Source organism: Wolbachia endosymbiont (group A) of Nomada flava (assembly GCF_964027055.1).
GTDB lineage: Bacteria > Pseudomonadota > Alphaproteobacteria > Rickettsiales > Anaplasmataceae > Wolbachia > Wolbachia pipientis.
Genome location: NZ_OZ034725.1, coordinates 379,102 through 393,245, shown reverse-complemented (window position 1 = coordinate 393,245; position 14,144 = coordinate 379,102). Strand labels below are relative to the sequence as shown.

Below are 14,144 nucleotides of genomic sequence, written 5' to 3'. Positions count from 1 at the left end.
AGGAAATTGCTTATTCTTGCTAACTCTTTAGTCAGAGATGACAGGGTTTTTACTGAGGAATATAACTCTCTGTCTGTTTCTATCTAAGAGCCAGCATAGCTGTGGATAAGCACGTTTATACAGATAAAAGTACTTATCCACAGCTACATCAATTTTTCTATTGACTTTTAACACAACTGCTGAACAGATACATTCGTCATCCCGCTACGTGTTAGCGGCCAAGATACCGCGGCGGTATGACATGGGAAACCTGACTTGCATTAGCTATAAAATAGTGATTTATATAAATCCCATAGCATGCCGAATGAAGCGTTTTTTGAGGAAATTTGAATTTTCAACTGCAATCAAGCCAAGATTTCTTAGTGCTTTAGCGCAGAATATTCTGTTGGAAAACATCCTATTTAATCCATCAGTTGCAAGCGCCATTGTAAAATTATCAAAGTATCTGTTACGTGAAATTTTCTTTAATAAATAACTACTGCCAACATCAGTACCAGCCGCTTTTGCAGCAACTACGTGCTTTATAACACTTTCTACATCTCTAATTCCAAGATTAAGCCCTTGACCTGCAACTGGATGAATTGAATGTGCTGCATCGCCGATAAGCAAAACTCTACCCTTATATAACTTTTTTGCGAAAGCAAAACTTAAAGGATAAAGTTTTCTTTCACCCTCTAATTTTATCTCTCCTAAATAAGAACCAAATCTTTTTTTAAGCTCTATAATAAATTCTTCTTCAGACAGATCCATTAGCATTTTTGAAATTTCAGATTTTTCTGTCCAAACTATCGAAGAAGTATAGCCACCCTTCATCGGTAGAATTGCAAATGGACCGCCAGGGAAAAAACGCTCCACAGCTAAGTTTTGGTGATGCAGTTCATGCTTTACATTAAATACTATGCTACTTTGTTTATAGTCAAATTTCACTGTCGGTATAGAAAATAACTCTGGTAATTTAGAGTTTTTGCCTTCAGCACAGATAAGTAGCGATGATATTAATTCCTGGTTATTATCAAGAATCACTTCCACATATCCTGAATCACAAGCAATTGTTTTATAGGAATGTGGAAAGTATATATTCAGTTTATTTAGAAAATTATTGTTGATTGCATTCCATATAGTAGCATTGTTGATAACATAACCCATTGGCTCTTCGCTAACCATTTTATGATTGTAATGCACAGTAACCGCATCTAATATGCATATATCAAGTATTGGCTCAGCTTCACTTTCCACAAACTGCCAAATCCCTAACTTTTCCAATATTTTTTTCGAGCCTTGAGAAATAGCAAATGCTCGATTATCATCTACTACACGTGGTAGACTATTTTTTTCAATCACAGCTACAGACACAGAGTCACAACTGAGGCCAATGGCAGTAATAAGACCAAGTAACCCACCACCTGAAATGATTACATCATAATTCATTTTATTTACGCTAATTGTAAAATTATATTTTATCTGTTTTGAAAATAGTTTAAACAAACTTTATAGACAAAGACCTATAGCTAACCCAAGAAAGGTTTCCCTACGTCATACCGCGATTCATTCCATAGCTGTACGAACATTGCAATGTGGCACATAGTAAACGATGTCATGAAAGTAGCTGACACTGGAATTCAGAAAAAAGGATGATGTTATTCCAGTGCCTCTATGATGTCATCCCAGTGCTTGACACTGGGATCCAGCTTTTTCATAATCATCAAAATGTTGTATTTTAACATAAAACAGCTACTTTTATGCTTACCAACTTAATAAAATTCCTGGATCCCAGTGTCTGGGTACTGCCCACTGGTGGCCCAAACTACAACGTTCGTACAGTTGTGCGCTGTATAGATTCCGCTAACTAGTAGCGGAATGACGGTTTTTCAAATTGTCGGTAAACCTAAGCCACTTTAGCTATATCATCTTGAGAACACCTAAAAGTAAACTTCTGTAATAAAATGTTAATTACTTCATGCTAAGATAGATCTTATTTTATTAAAGGTATTAGTTTATGACTACAGATTGCAAAGCAAAAATGTTAAATTGCATTAGTAAGTACAGAGAAGAACTTGGAGAAAACAAAGCAGCAATCAAACAAACTTTAACTAATGATAAAATCAATATAAGCGATCACTTTTACCAGGGTGATAAAATCTACAACGAAGAAATATTTAATGTAGGAGGCGAGTGTCAAGATACAAAACATGGTAACTCAGAATATACGTATGATGACTGGAAGCAAAAAATTGAAAAATCTCATGCTAAAGATTTGCTAAAAATGCTACAAGATAAAGCAAAAGACAAAATATTAAAGAGTTTTGAAGATTATGAAAAGTATCATGAAAATGCTGTTGAAGCTATAAAAAGAGAATTAGACATAGATTCGAAATTAAAGGCAATATTCAGAGAAAAGCAACAACCAGAAACTGATGAAACTCGAGCATATTATGACATTATACGAGGTTTGTATGAAAATGGAGACATGGATTCTCAATTAAAGTGCAGAGATCTTGATTGTTTTGATAGAACAATAAAAGATAATCTATCCCAAAAACAATCGGAATTAACTAATATAAAGAATAACTTTTTAGATGATACACAAAACATCTTTAAATATATTCAAGTTGAAGATAATATTTGATAGACGAATATCTATTTTATAGTAAAGAGGACAGACGAATTCTTAAAGTCTCTTTGCGTAAAGCTGTGTTTTTTTTAGAATTTTACAGCTATACAATGTTTTACTGTTTCCAAAGCAATATCTTTATAAATTTTTGCCAAATCCTCACTTAACATTAAAGGATTTCCGCAATCAGAAGCATGGCATATTTGTGGATCTAGAGGAACTCTGCCTAGAAGTTTGATGCCCAGCTCCTCAGACATTTTTTTTGCACCGTCTTTTCCAAATATGTATATTTTTGAGCCGCTTTGAATGAAATAACTCATATTTTCTACAATGCCAATAACCGGTACGCTGAGCTTTGTAAACATATCATAAATTTTGCGAGCATCGATTAAAGAGAGCTCCTGTGGAGTTGAAACTATTATCGCCCCAGTTAAGTTAAAATTTTCCATAAGACTTAAATGCACATCGCCAGTTCCAGGTGGTGTATCAACTATCAAATACTCTATATCGGACCATTTTGTTCCCATTAGCAGATTATAAAGTGCTTTTGTAATCATAGGTCCGCGCCATATTGCTGCACGATCTTTATCGATAAAATAGCCAATTGAAATAGTATGCAGTCCATACTTTTCTATAGGCATTGCTTTACTATCCTGTATTTTTGGCTTTAATTTTTCAGCGCCAAGCATTTTAGGAATTGAAGGACCATATATATCTGCATCAACCAGCGCAACTTTGTGTTTTAACTTTGCTAATGAGAGAGCAAGATTTAGCGCAACTGTGGACTTGCCCACACCGCCTTTACCAGAGGCCACAACGATTATATTTTTCACTCCTTCGATATGTAATTTAGCTTTTTGTTGCCCAGTTTGTTTTTGACAAGTAGCAACCACGGTCACTTTTGTCACCCCCGGTATAGCTTTAACAGCTTGCTCACAATTTCTTCTTAATTCTTCATTTGCTTGCGTGTTACCGGCAACTTCAAGCGCAAAACCAACGTCCCCACCTTTAATAATGATTGAGGATATTATACCAAGAGTTTTACCACTTTCTTGTTCTACGACTTTTTTTAAGCTCTCTCTTACAATTTCTTCGTTGATCATTAGCCTTTTAAGTGATTTCTTCCTGAAGTCGTTTAATCTCAGCTTGAGGAAGGCCGGTTGTCTGAGAGATAATATCAATAGAGATGTCAGCCTTAAGTAGGTTTTTTGCTACTTCAATCTTTCCTTCAATCTTTCCCTCATCAAGTTTTTGAGCGAGGATGCCTTCTTCTTTCCGCAGATCCATTATTCTTTCTTCGTAAGCTACTAAATCTTTTTCATTCCAGCTAAACCTGTCTAATTCATCGTGACAATGTCCATGTAACAAAGATAAGTTTTTGATCATATTGTTTCGTCTATTCCGGTCTTTGTGATGTATTTCTATTGTATCATCACTTTTAAACCATAGTCTACAATTATCACATTTACTTTGTTGTAACTTCAATAGTTTTATTACTCTTAATGGCTTATCTGGTATTTTTCTCAGACGTTTACCCCAATATACCCAATCACCATCATATGGAGATCTGGTTTTTTGCACTTTGATATGTCGTTTAATATCATGATCACTGTGTATAATAAGATGTATCTTGTTACTTGTCATAAAACGCCAGTTATCGTTATTATACTTTTTAAAGTATTTTCTTTTTATCCAGCATTTCCCTTTGTTTGGGTGCCTAAAGACTGACCTTACCCAGAAAAAGTGGAGAGAAAGAAAAGAGTTTTTTTGGGTAAAATAAAATTTTGGAGGATTAGAAATGGTAAGAGAATATACAGCAGAATTCAAATTGGAAGCTGTTAAGCTGGCAAATGAACAAAGAAAGGTAGGTCAACCAGTTGCAAAAGTAGCAAGAGATCTAGGAATAAGGGATAGTGTATTAGGAAAATGGATGAAGAAATATAACGAAAAAAAGTCAGCGGCAAATGCATTTCCAGATGTAGCACCTTATGACAAAGAGAGATTTGATTTACAGAAAGAGTTAGCAAAAGTAACAAGAGAAAGAGACATTTTAAAAAAAGCCCTGGGATATTTTGCCAGTCAAAAAGAGTAAAATATTTTTTTATAAAAGAGCATAGTATAGCATTTCTCATAATAGTCCGAACAGGTCATAGGAAGGCAGAATCAACAGCACGACGAAAGGATTCGAATAGAGGAATGTTTTTCCTGGCTCTGTTTTTTATAGCAAACCAATGATGCTCAATTTTGTTGAAATCTGGAGAATAAGGCGGCAGATACAAAATTTCTGCACCAACCCCTTTAGCAAGCTCGATAATCTTATCAGACTTATGAAAAGTAGCATTGTCAAGAATGACAGTCTGTCCAGGTTCCAAGATCGGTGTCAAAAATTGCTCAAACCATCCATTAAAAACATCCATATTACAGTGGCCTTCAAAGGTTAACGGAACAACTATCTTTCTTCCACTTAAGGCTGCAACCATACTGATTCGTTGAGTTTTCTTTCCAGATTTTAAGGCATAAAACCGCTGTCCTTTCTGGCAATATCCGTAGGGGTAGTCTTCGGTGTTATCAATGCCATACTCATCTATATACACTAAGTTTTTAGGTTCTTTTGTCGCTATAATTTTCAAAAATTCAGCACGTTTTTCTTCGTTTCTTTCCTTGTATCCATATGTCTTTTTTTGCGCGTAAATCCAATTTTTTTAAGGGCTCGATAGATCGTTTGGATACTAACGTTGTTCCAAAGTTTAGCCATTTCCGATAGAGTCTTTCCTCCGTGTTCTCTGGCAAATTTGGCAAAGGTATCCCAGTCGGTAATTTTGTGATTGTAACCCCCATTTCCAAGTTTTTTTGATTGAAAGTCTCCTGTTTCTTTTCTTCTTTGCTGCCACTCCCATAAAGTAGTTCATCCAATCTTAAATCTTGCTGCCACTGTTTCTCTGCTTTCTCCTTCGTCTAGCGCTTCCATTGCTTTTTTTCTTAAATCATAACTATATGCTGCTGGCATTCAACCTCCTTATCATCATCTATCCTTATCCTATCACATCCGGACTTTTATGGAAAGAGCTATAAGAGGTTGTCCACAAACCAGTAAATCAAGCATATTCCCTACTTAACATAACTTTACTCATAGCCAGATATATGAAACTTTCAGTAGATGTTGTAAGTAAATCGTACTCCTTTGATAGCCTTCTATTTCTATTGATCCAAGCAAAAGTCCTCTCTACCACCCACCTTCTCGGCTGTACTGAAAATCCAGGATCCCGTTGTGGCAATAGTTCTAGTGGTGTATCTTTATGCACCCAAAACCTACATGGAGGCCTTTTGACAATTTCAATATCTATCCCATATTCTCTCTTTACGTAATCCTTTAAATCTTTTCCTTGGTATCCCATATCAGCCCACATTTTCTTAATATTGCTGTATTTTTCCTTCATATTGTCCAATGCCATCTTCACCCCATCTCTGTCATTTTCGCTTGCAGCTCCTACATAGCAACCAAGCACAAATCCTTGAGTATCTGTGATTATATGTCTTTTTCTCCCCTTTACCTTTTTCGCACCATCATAACCTTTGACCCCCCTTTTTCCGTGGTTTTTACCGATTGACTGTCCACTATGCATGCGCTCGGCTCCTCATTTCTTCCCATTTTTGACCTACTATATTTAGTGATATCATAGTTCATTTTCTCAAAAATTCCCTGCTTTTTCCATCTTCTAAACTGTTCATGCACAGCCTTCCACGGCGGAAAATCGTGTGGTAAATAGCGCCATTGACATCCTGTGCGCAGTATATAAAGAATTGCATTTACTATCTCACACTTACTGTATTTTGGTGGCCTTCCTCCTTTCTTGTACGATACTCTGAAGTGTTTTTCTATTCTTGCCCATTCCCTTTTACTTAAATCTGTTGGATATTTTTTCCTCATCTCTTACCTCAATATTCTTTCTTTATATACTACGTATTCCTTGGTTTGTGGACAACCTCTAACTGCTATAAAGTACAGGAATTATGTAGGATTTTCTGCTAGTGGCTACTATAAGTGGACCACAAGAAAAATAAGCAGTAGAGAATCAGCAAATAAAGAGCTACTCGCAGCTATTCAAAAAATATATCAAGTTTCTAAATGTAGATATGGAGCTCCTAAAATTCATGCTGAATTGAAGGCTTTGGGTAAAAGTTGCAATTTGAAAACGGTGCAAAGTATTATGCAGAAAAATGACATCAGGGCTATACTGAGAAGAAAGTTTAAAATTAAAAAACAACAAACAGATAATAGAGCTGTAGCTCCCAATATACTAGATCAAAACTTTATTGTTGATCAACCAAATAAAGTATGGGATTACTTACATCAAAACCAAGGAGGGATGGCTATATTTGGCAGCAATAATTCTCACGTATGGTAGTTAATGAGTAGTGCAATAAATAAACAATTGGTTATGAACTCTTTATTAATGGCCATTAATAGGCGTAAACCTGTTAAAAATCTACTGCTGCACAGTGACCAAGGTTCACAATATACTGCGCAAGGGTATCAATATCTCTTAGCTGTAAAGAATATAGATGAGTAATAAAGGCTGTTGTTACGACAATTCTGTTGCAGAAAGCTTCTTTAGCTCATTGAAAAGAGAAATACTTATTGATACTTCACAACACTCTGCTCAACAAACTAGAACTGCAATATTTGAATACATAGAAATTTTTTATAACAAATAACGTCACTATTAACTATTGCATTCCAGAACAATTTGATGCATCATTCTTTTTATAAAAAACATTCCAAACTTTCTCTCCACTTTTTCTGGGTAAGGTCAGTTGGATTTTCACCAATTGTATTCTAAACGCTTACTTGGCGCACCCATAACAAAAATGCCTGAAAAACGTTAATAATTATATACTATTATTAATAATTATTCAATCATATTTTAAGCTTACAATTTTGAGCTTAACTGACGCTTATGGATAGGGGCAACTCTACCACCCTGTGTTATGTTTATTTTCTAACGGACGCTGATTTTTGTATCGTAATTTCTTGCTATAAATTGGTTATATAAGAGCTGGCTTCTAAAATTTTATAACCCTAATTTGAATTAATAGACAGCAGAATCGAAAGATTATTACAAGGAAAAACCTACACAGATCGACCTTTTTGTGGATCTGCGTTTCTGCTTTCTTCAACTTGTTTTGCAAAAGATGTTTCCTGTTTCTGAAGTGGTTTAGCAATTTCGCGCACAACGGCAGTAACTGCTGTTAAAAATGTTTTTAACAATGCACCTAAAGCTCCACCAACTGCTTCCCTGCCATGTATATGAGCTTGCTTTTCGTTACCGTCAGCAGTTTCCCCTGCCCTCCTTCTTGGATCCATCCTATGAGCAATCACTGAAAACAACACTCCCCTGATTGAAGACTTCACTTTTTCCTTTGCTTCGTGGACATCCCCATCTTTTGCTGTTTCATGTCCATGACTTAAGTGTTTAGCGTTCATTAGCTCCTTCTGTTGCTGGGCAAACATGCTACTTAACACTTCTTCTATCGCTTGCTTCCTTCTTTTCTCTCTAACTCTTTTCATAGATTCTGATTTATCGCGAGTGTGTTTGGTAGTTTCAAGTTCTGCATCAATATCTTCGGACGCAGCCTGACTATATAAAGTCTCTATGAGCCTATCTATACTTCGCTTTATTTGCATAGTCCTTTCGTAACTATCTAAATTGTCAATTCCTTCGTCGATCTGATTTAGAATATCCTCAAAAGCTTTTAAATATTCTTGAATATACTGTATTATGTATTGCTTATCTTCCTCTTTGTGTTGTTCTTCTTGATTTTGCTGATTTTCATTTTCTAAACTTTTCTCTCTTTTATCATCGTTATTTTCTTCAATATTATCACCGTCTTCGTCGTTCATGATTTTTTTTAATTTAATTAAAATTCTCACCAGTTACTATTGTATACGAAAAAATTAAATTAACATTAATGAAAAGCGTTTACAACTTCAGCACTGGCTAAAACGACAGTAAAACTGTCAAAAGTAACAGGATCATAATACCTCTCATACAATTCAACTGAACACCTAAGCCTTATCTTTTCCTTAGCATTAAAACTAATTTCATAATCATTATTAGAGTTTAGCATAGCAGAATTACATAATAATTCATCAGCTAACACAGAGTCTAAAATTCCATTAATTTTTATCGTAATATGTCTGCTTCCAGCAGAATCCAATACTTTTCTCCAGCCAAAAGAAGAAATATCTTTCACCTCTTCTCTATTATTACGCAAAGTAAACCTTAGGTTTCGTATATTATTTAACACAATAAAATTATTGTCATGATCTTTAATTTTTAGCTGTAATTTGCTCATTATCACCTCCTTTTATTAAAATATCAAAATTAATTGTTGAATGTAAAATTTCATCGTGCTGACTCATAGCACAATTACTTTCTAAAATAGTTTCATTATCAGAATATTTAATACTCTTAAGTATCAAGTTAATATGCCTTATAATGGCAAACATACTGCCTATATGATGGGTATATATGTCGCATGAAAATCTTGCCTTTGTAGCAAAATTGGACAGCATGTGCAGATTATTATAATTCACTACATGCAATCTTAGGTAAGGAATGGTGACCTGTTTAGGTAAGTAGTCATAAATGTTAGTAACATATTTCCTTAAATCAGAGTTTGCTTTTAGTGCTGCATAAATACTATTGTACAACTCGTTTATAGCTTGAATTTTTTCCATAATTAATCCTCACAGACACGGCTATTGCAATTTGCAGGCAATTTGCTTAGCAGACGGTGTCATCCAAGTAGCCTCCTCTTCCTGTCATCCCAGCCCCTATGATGTCATCCCAGTGCTTGACACTGGGATCCAGTTTTCCATGCAATCTCACCAAAGACGTTTATTTTAGCATAAGACAGCTACTTTTATGCTCACCCAGCTCAGTGTGCTTACTTACAAATCGAAATTTCTGGATTCCAGTGTCAAGCACTGGAATGACACCCTCCTTGGTGGACTCAAATCAAAATGTTGGTACAGTTGTGGCCAGCAATTACTGTAATACCTACCTACAAAACAACCTTTGGTTCGCGAAATGGAGAATACACCTTCTTCACTTCAGATAAATGGCTACTTACCTCCGATTCACGATCTTTGTAAATAGCAGAAACATGCCGCATAATACCTAGTTTTATCTGCTCAGGAACATTGTCATAACCAGCTTCGTATACAACATCAACTCTTATTGCATTCAAACAATTGAAAAACTCAACGTAGCCCCCTACATCACTAAAATAATACTTAAGTGTTCTCTTCTCTTGATTTTTAGACATCATTGCAGTAGCCAATACTATCTTACTCACAGGGCCATAGCTTAAATAGATCCTACGAGGTACATAATCTTCATATGAAACTTGCCATGTTTGCTTTATTAGTGACTTTTCCATATGCCACTCAGCATAATCAGTAGCCATAAAAATTAGATCTGAAATCAACTTATCATCCTGGTCATTCTCAATGCGTAAAAAAGATTTAACCTCTTCTAAAGTAACCGGAAAAGATTTAAGCTTAGATTTACGTTGCACAGATATTCTTGGTGAAGTAGATCTTATTGACATAATAACCCTCCTTTTTGATATAGCTAGAATAAGTAAGGTTTACCTCGTTTATCGTGGGACAAATCTTACTTACTTTAGCTATGCAGCTTGCATTCAAATTAAGTTGAATTGGCGCAGCAACAACTCTGAGTGCTTTATCGTATGAATATATTGAGAAGAGAACGTATTAAAGCTGTTTCTCCTTTTTTATTGATAAAATTTGAACTTATAGCATATTCAACTAGGCTGGATTTTAGTAGATTAACATTTTGGGAATGAATATTATTGAAGATGGAGTTTAACTCTTGAGCAAGCAGACCGCGAAATTTTTGCACACTGTCATATGCGATATTTTCAAGTTCATGTGCAAATTTATCTTGAGCTATAGTTGTTATATCTTCAATTTCCTTATCAAACTCCTCCAGCTTTTTTCCCTTACTCTTAGAGCTTTTCGCAAAAGTTTTCATATTAATTAAACTCAACTACTATCATAATTATAATGACAATGAAAAACTACCAAAGTAAAAAATTCACACTACTGTGTAACTCATGACTGTACGAATATTGCAATTTGGGCCTACCAGGAGGGCAATGACTCTTATCCAAGTACCCTCTCTTCTTGTCATCCCAGTGCTTGACACTGGGATCCAGGAATTTTATTAAGTTGGTAAGCATAAAAGTAGCCGTTTTATGTTAAAACACAACGTTCTTGATGAGATTACGGCAAGGCTGGATTCCAGACTGGAATGACATCATCCTTTTTTGGGATTCCAGTGCAGCTACTTGCATCTGCCACCTGCAAACTGCAATGTTCGTACAGATGTAGGTGCTAAGTTTTACAAACACCACGTTGTGCTGAACCTATATCCACTTCTTTCAATTCAGTGGTAGGTTTTGGTTCAGCGATGGGTTTTGATATTGTGTATGTAATGCCACCAGCTATCAGTGCAGATACCACAGAAGCTGCAACTATTAATAGAGCAGACAATCCGAAAGCAATACTAAGAGCAGCACCTACTGCTAACATAGCTGCAAGGCTCGCGTAGGCAACTTTTGGGGAAAATTGTCTTTTTCCTACTTTTTCTAGTGACACTTCATTTGTTTTAGTTTTGCCCAGTTCACCCTCAAGTGGTGTGTTTTCATTCTCCAGACTTCTTATTTTTTGTGTTAGTGATTCATTCTCTTTATTGAATTGTTTCAACTTAGTCTCATGTCTAGCTATACAACTTTTTGATTCTGCTAGTTCCTTTTGCGCTTTTTCTAACAACACTTTTGTTTTAGAATGCTTATTTTCGTTTTCTTCTAATTCGCTATTAAGCGTTGTATTTTTACTTTCTAGATCTTGTATTTTTTGTTCTAGTGATTCATTCTCTTCATTGAGTTTCTCCAGTACTTCCAATTTAGTCTCATGTTCAGTGACACAATTTCTCAATTCTGTTAGTTCCTTTTGCGCTTTTCCTAGTCCACCCTCAAGTGTTGTGTTTTTACTTTCTAGATCTTGTATTTTTTGTTTTAGCAATTCATTCTTTTTCTGCTCATCCTTTAGCTGAGTACGTAATTCTTTTAACTTAGCTTTACGTTTTTCAACCTTTTCTGCTTTTTCTGGAGTTTCCGTTGCGTTGTGTGTTTTGGAATGAGAAAAGGTACTAGGTACAACCTCAGATGGCTGATCACACATACTGTTTAGTCTATCTATTAGGTCTTCATCCTTTATCAATGAGCGATCTGCTCCATGTTTTATCAAAAGGTTGGCTAATTCTTTATTGTCATATTTAACAGCAAAGTGTAAAGGGATATGTCCATCTTCATCTTGTGCATTAACATTTGCTCCATTATCTATTAGATACTTTACAATCTCTACATAACCATGCACAGCAGCATAATGTAAAGGGGTATGTTTATCTCTATTTCGTACATCAACATCTGCTCCATGTTTTATCAAAAGTTTTGCTAATTCTTTATTGTTATCTGCAACAGCCCAATGTAAAGGGGTCACGCCATCTTTATCTTGTGCATTAATGTCTTCTCCATTTTCTAATATAGATTGGCCTAAAGTTTCAGATCCATCTCCATCAAAACATATTCCACTGTCGTCACTACTACTTTTATTTAAAAAGGTCTGTTCCCCATTATGTATAGTATACTGCTCTGGATGTTGATTGTGCAAGTAATCTTGTTCTACGCGCTTTTTATTATTGGCAAATCTTTGTTCTGTCTCTTGCAATTTTTGCAACATAGCATCTCTTTCTCTTATAGCTTGTTTTCTTTCTAATGTATCATCTACTTTGTTTATATTGTTTTCATTAGTGATTGAGTTTGAAGAAGTCTGTTCATCCTCATCTTGTACATAGATTTCTCTGCTGTTTGGTGTAGTTCCGTTGTTCTCTTTCTGATCTCTTGCATTCCATGCTTGCACTGCAGCAGTTATTCTATTTCCGCCCACAGCTGAATTTCCTGGAGTTTTATTATTAGACTGCAGTAAAGTGTCTTGTCTATAAGGTTGTCTTCTCGTAGCTCTTGCCTCAGCATAGCGTTGTTCTCCTTCCTCTAACGTTTTTATTATAGCCTTTTTACCTTCTACATTGCCAACAACATCCCTTGGAGTTTGGCCTTGACTATCTTTTAGTGAAGGATTTGCGTTATTGTTCAATAAAAGCTGAGCTATCTCTTGATGACCATGCAAAGCAGCAATGTGCAAAGCAGTTAATTGAGACTTAGCTCCATCAAGTTCATATATTGGTTCATTAACTTTTGCTTCCTTTGCTAGTAGGAGTTTTACTATTGGTACACTGTTACATTCCACAGCAAGATGTACCAACATATAACTTACAATTTTGTCTGAATCTAATATACTGAACATCTTATCTATCTTCAAATTGTTACAAGTGCTATATACTTTTGAGTCTGCATCTTTTAGCTTACTCCCTATTCTTTCAAGTAAATTATTCTCATTTAAACCTTCACTCTTGCTTACCTCATTTATTATTTCAAAAAACTTTTCCTTTTTTATTGCCATAACCTTCCCTCTCAATTTATTTATTATTGCTGAACAGTCTCACAAAAAAGTTAAGTTTGTCGAAATTCCATGTTTGATCTAAAAATTAGTCATAAACATTTTCTATCCAAGTAGCTGACACTGGTTCACTCTATAATGGTGTCACAGCAGTCCTACATCATGCCACCGCGAACCGTCATACCGCGATTCATTCGCGGTATCTCGGCCGCTAACACGTAGCGGGATGACAATTGTCAGGGTGTCATTCCAGTGCTCCTTTCTCGTCATCCGAGTAGCTGACACTGGGATCCAGAAAAAAGAATGGTGTCATCCCAGTACTCCTTTCTCGTCATCCCAGTGCCTATTTCTTTGTCATCCCAGTGCCCAGACACTGGTTCCCTTTATGACGGTGTCATTCCAGTGCTTGACACTGGAATCTAGTCTTTATTATGCAGCTACTTATTTAAAGTTAAGTTCTCTGGATCCCAGTGTCAAGCACTGGGATGACATCATCCTTTTTTGGGATTCCAGCGTCACGCACTGGAATGACATCACAGGGGCACTAGAATGACACCTCTCTTGGGCTCTTTTAGCTATAAACATTAAGAAATTTACCAAATAAAAAAAAGGCAAAAGAAGCCCTGGGGTTATTATCTGCTTTAAAATATTGGCGTTTTTTATGTTTTAAACGCTTGACAAGCAAGATTTAGCTGCTTTTAATTGCAACTAACCTACGCTGCAAATGTTTAAGAAATTTACTAAGCAGAAAAAAAGACAAAGAACCCCCGAGTTAGCTAGTCTTTTACTATCTCTGTCGAGTATTGGCATTTTTTGATGTCTTGTAACGCTTTATAAGCGCGTTCAGCTTATTTAGATAAAAATCTAGATGTAGATGAAGTTTTGTAAAGACATACAGTATCTATATACTGCAAAAAATTGAAC

At 35.6% G+C, this 14,144-nt stretch carries 18 protein-coding genes and 1 pseudogene; 6 read left to right on the top strand and 13 right to left on the bottom strand.

Going from position 1 to position 14,144, the window contains the following annotated elements:
* Nucleotides 1–279 precede the first annotated feature (279 nt).
* A complete protein-coding gene (gene ubiH, locus AAGD70_RS02050) occupies nt 280–1,428 on the bottom strand; it encodes a 2-octaprenyl-6-methoxyphenyl hydroxylase (protein WP_065094972.1) in 1,149 nt (382 codons plus the stop codon).
* 568 nt (nt 1,429–1,996) lie between these two features.
* Here ubiH and AAGD70_RS02045 point away from each other — a divergent pair.
* Nucleotides 1,997–2,626, top strand: coding sequence for a hypothetical protein (locus AAGD70_RS02045; protein WP_065094973.1), 630 nt, complete (start codon nt 1,997–1,999; stop codon nt 2,624–2,626).
* Between the two features lie 74 nt (nt 2,627–2,700).
* Here AAGD70_RS02045 and AAGD70_RS02040 read toward each other — a convergent pair whose 3' ends face one another.
* Together AAGD70_RS02040 and AAGD70_RS02035 are read right to left on the bottom strand one after the other, a co-directional pair.
* The gene (locus tag AAGD70_RS02040) at nt 2,701–3,714 is read right to left on the bottom strand and encodes an Mrp/NBP35 family ATP-binding protein (protein WP_065094974.1); all 1,014 of its coding nucleotides are present in this window, start codon (nt 3,712–3,714) and stop codon (nt 2,701–2,703) included.
* Nucleotides 3,715–3,721: 7 nt separating this feature from the next.
* The gene (locus AAGD70_RS02035; RefSeq protein WP_245611050.1) at nt 3,722–4,255 is read right to left on the bottom strand and encodes a hypothetical protein; all 534 of its coding nucleotides are present in this window, start codon (nt 4,253–4,255) and stop codon (nt 3,722–3,724) included.
* Nucleotides 4,256–4,409: 154 nt separating this feature from the next.
* Between AAGD70_RS02035 and AAGD70_RS02030 the strand changes: the two genes are divergently transcribed.
* Nucleotides 4,410–4,703: a transposase gene (locus tag AAGD70_RS02030; protein ID WP_065095232.1), complete on the top strand. Its 294-nt coding sequence runs from the start codon at nt 4,410–4,412 to the stop codon at nt 4,701–4,703.
* Nucleotides 4,704–4,758: 55 nt separating this feature from the next.
* Here the strand turns inward: AAGD70_RS02030 and AAGD70_RS02025 are convergent.
* A pseudogene (locus tag AAGD70_RS02025) lies at nt 4,759–5,618 on the bottom strand (IS630 family transposase).
* 88 nt (nt 5,619–5,706) lie between these two features.
* Nucleotides 5,707–6,539 (bottom strand): IS5 family transposase gene (locus AAGD70_RS02020; protein ID WP_264718686.1). Its coding sequence is split into 2 segments (ribosomal slippage): nt 5,707–6,173 and nt 6,173–6,539, totalling 834 coding nucleotides; the frame shifts between segments, so codons are not numbered across the junction.
* Nucleotides 6,540–6,579: 40 nt separating this feature from the next.
* Here AAGD70_RS02020 and AAGD70_RS02015 point away from each other — a divergent pair.
* The 3 genes from AAGD70_RS02015 to AAGD70_RS02005 are packed head-to-tail and all read left to right on the top strand — an operon-like array spanning nt 6,580 to nt 7,327.
* On the top strand, nt 6,580–7,017 hold the full coding sequence (locus tag AAGD70_RS02015; RefSeq protein ID WP_341814093.1) for an IS3 family transposase: 438 nt from the start codon (nt 6,580–6,582) through the stop codon (nt 7,015–7,017).
* Nucleotides 7,018–7,020: 3 nt separating this feature from the next.
* Nucleotides 7,021–7,182, top strand: coding sequence for a DDE-type integrase/transposase/recombinase (locus AAGD70_RS02010; RefSeq protein WP_010082071.1), 162 nt, complete (start codon nt 7,021–7,023; stop codon nt 7,180–7,182).
* Nucleotides 7,175–7,327, top strand: a complete 153-nt coding sequence (locus tag AAGD70_RS02005; RefSeq protein ID WP_341814092.1) for an IS3 family transposase — start codon at nt 7,175–7,177, stop codon at nt 7,325–7,327. Before AAGD70_RS02010 ends, AAGD70_RS02005 begins: the two co-directional genes overlap by 8 nt.
* Nucleotides 7,328–7,742: 415 nt before the next feature.
* Here AAGD70_RS02005 and AAGD70_RS02000 read toward each other — a convergent pair whose 3' ends face one another.
* The 3 genes from AAGD70_RS02000 to AAGD70_RS01990 all read right to left on the bottom strand — a co-directional run bounded on the left by AAGD70_RS02000 (nt 7,743) and on the right by AAGD70_RS01990 (nt 9,353).
* The gene (locus AAGD70_RS02000) at nt 7,743–8,513 is read right to left on the bottom strand and encodes a hypothetical protein (RefSeq protein ID WP_065095083.1); all 771 of its coding nucleotides are present in this window, start codon (nt 8,511–8,513) and stop codon (nt 7,743–7,745) included.
* A gap of 65 nt (nt 8,514–8,578) precedes the next feature.
* Nucleotides 8,579–8,968 carry a phage tail tube protein gene (locus AAGD70_RS01995; RefSeq protein ID WP_065095084.1) on the bottom strand — a complete coding sequence of 130 codons (390 nt, stop codon included), beginning with the start codon at nt 8,966–8,968 and terminating at the stop codon, nt 8,579–8,581.
* Complete coding sequence (locus tag AAGD70_RS01990) at nt 8,943–9,353, bottom strand: DUF3168 domain-containing protein (protein WP_065095085.1); 411 nt, start codon at nt 9,351–9,353, stop codon at nt 8,943–8,945. The genes AAGD70_RS01995 and AAGD70_RS01990 overlap by 26 nt, the downstream gene beginning before the upstream one ends.
* Nucleotides 9,354–9,384: 31 nt before the next feature.
* Here AAGD70_RS01990 and AAGD70_RS01985 point away from each other — a divergent pair, with 31 nt between their 5' ends.
* The gene (locus tag AAGD70_RS01985; RefSeq protein WP_245611010.1) at nt 9,385–9,522 is read left to right on the top strand and encodes a hypothetical protein; all 138 of its coding nucleotides are present in this window, start codon (nt 9,385–9,387) and stop codon (nt 9,520–9,522) included.
* A gap of 157 nt (nt 9,523–9,679) precedes the next feature.
* Here AAGD70_RS01985 and AAGD70_RS01980 read toward each other — a convergent pair whose 3' ends face one another.
* The 5 genes from AAGD70_RS01980 to AAGD70_RS01960 form a co-directional block, all read right to left on the bottom strand.
* Nucleotides 9,680–10,228, bottom strand: a complete 549-nt coding sequence (locus AAGD70_RS01980) for a head-tail connector protein (protein WP_065095086.1) — start codon at nt 10,226–10,228, stop codon at nt 9,680–9,682.
* Between the two features lie 134 nt (nt 10,229–10,362).
* Nucleotides 10,363–10,674: a hypothetical protein gene (locus AAGD70_RS01975; protein ID WP_065095087.1), complete on the bottom strand. Its 312-nt coding sequence runs from the start codon at nt 10,672–10,674 to the stop codon at nt 10,363–10,365.
* Between the two features lie 362 nt (nt 10,675–11,036).
* On the bottom strand, nt 11,037–13,223 hold the full coding sequence (locus AAGD70_RS01970) for an ankyrin repeat domain-containing protein (RefSeq protein WP_082941381.1): 2,187 nt from the start codon (nt 13,221–13,223) through the stop codon (nt 11,037–11,039).
* 141 nt (nt 13,224–13,364) lie between these two features.
* Nucleotides 13,365–13,505 carry a hypothetical protein gene (locus tag AAGD70_RS01965; protein ID WP_156517984.1) on the bottom strand — a complete coding sequence of 47 codons (141 nt, stop codon included), beginning with the start codon at nt 13,503–13,505 and terminating at the stop codon, nt 13,365–13,367.
* Between the two features lie 156 nt (nt 13,506–13,661).
* Entirely contained in the window at nt 13,662–13,805 is a 144-nt protein-coding gene (locus tag AAGD70_RS01960) for a hypothetical protein (protein WP_156517983.1), read from the bottom strand.
* Between the last annotated feature and the right edge of the window lie 339 nt (nt 13,806–14,144).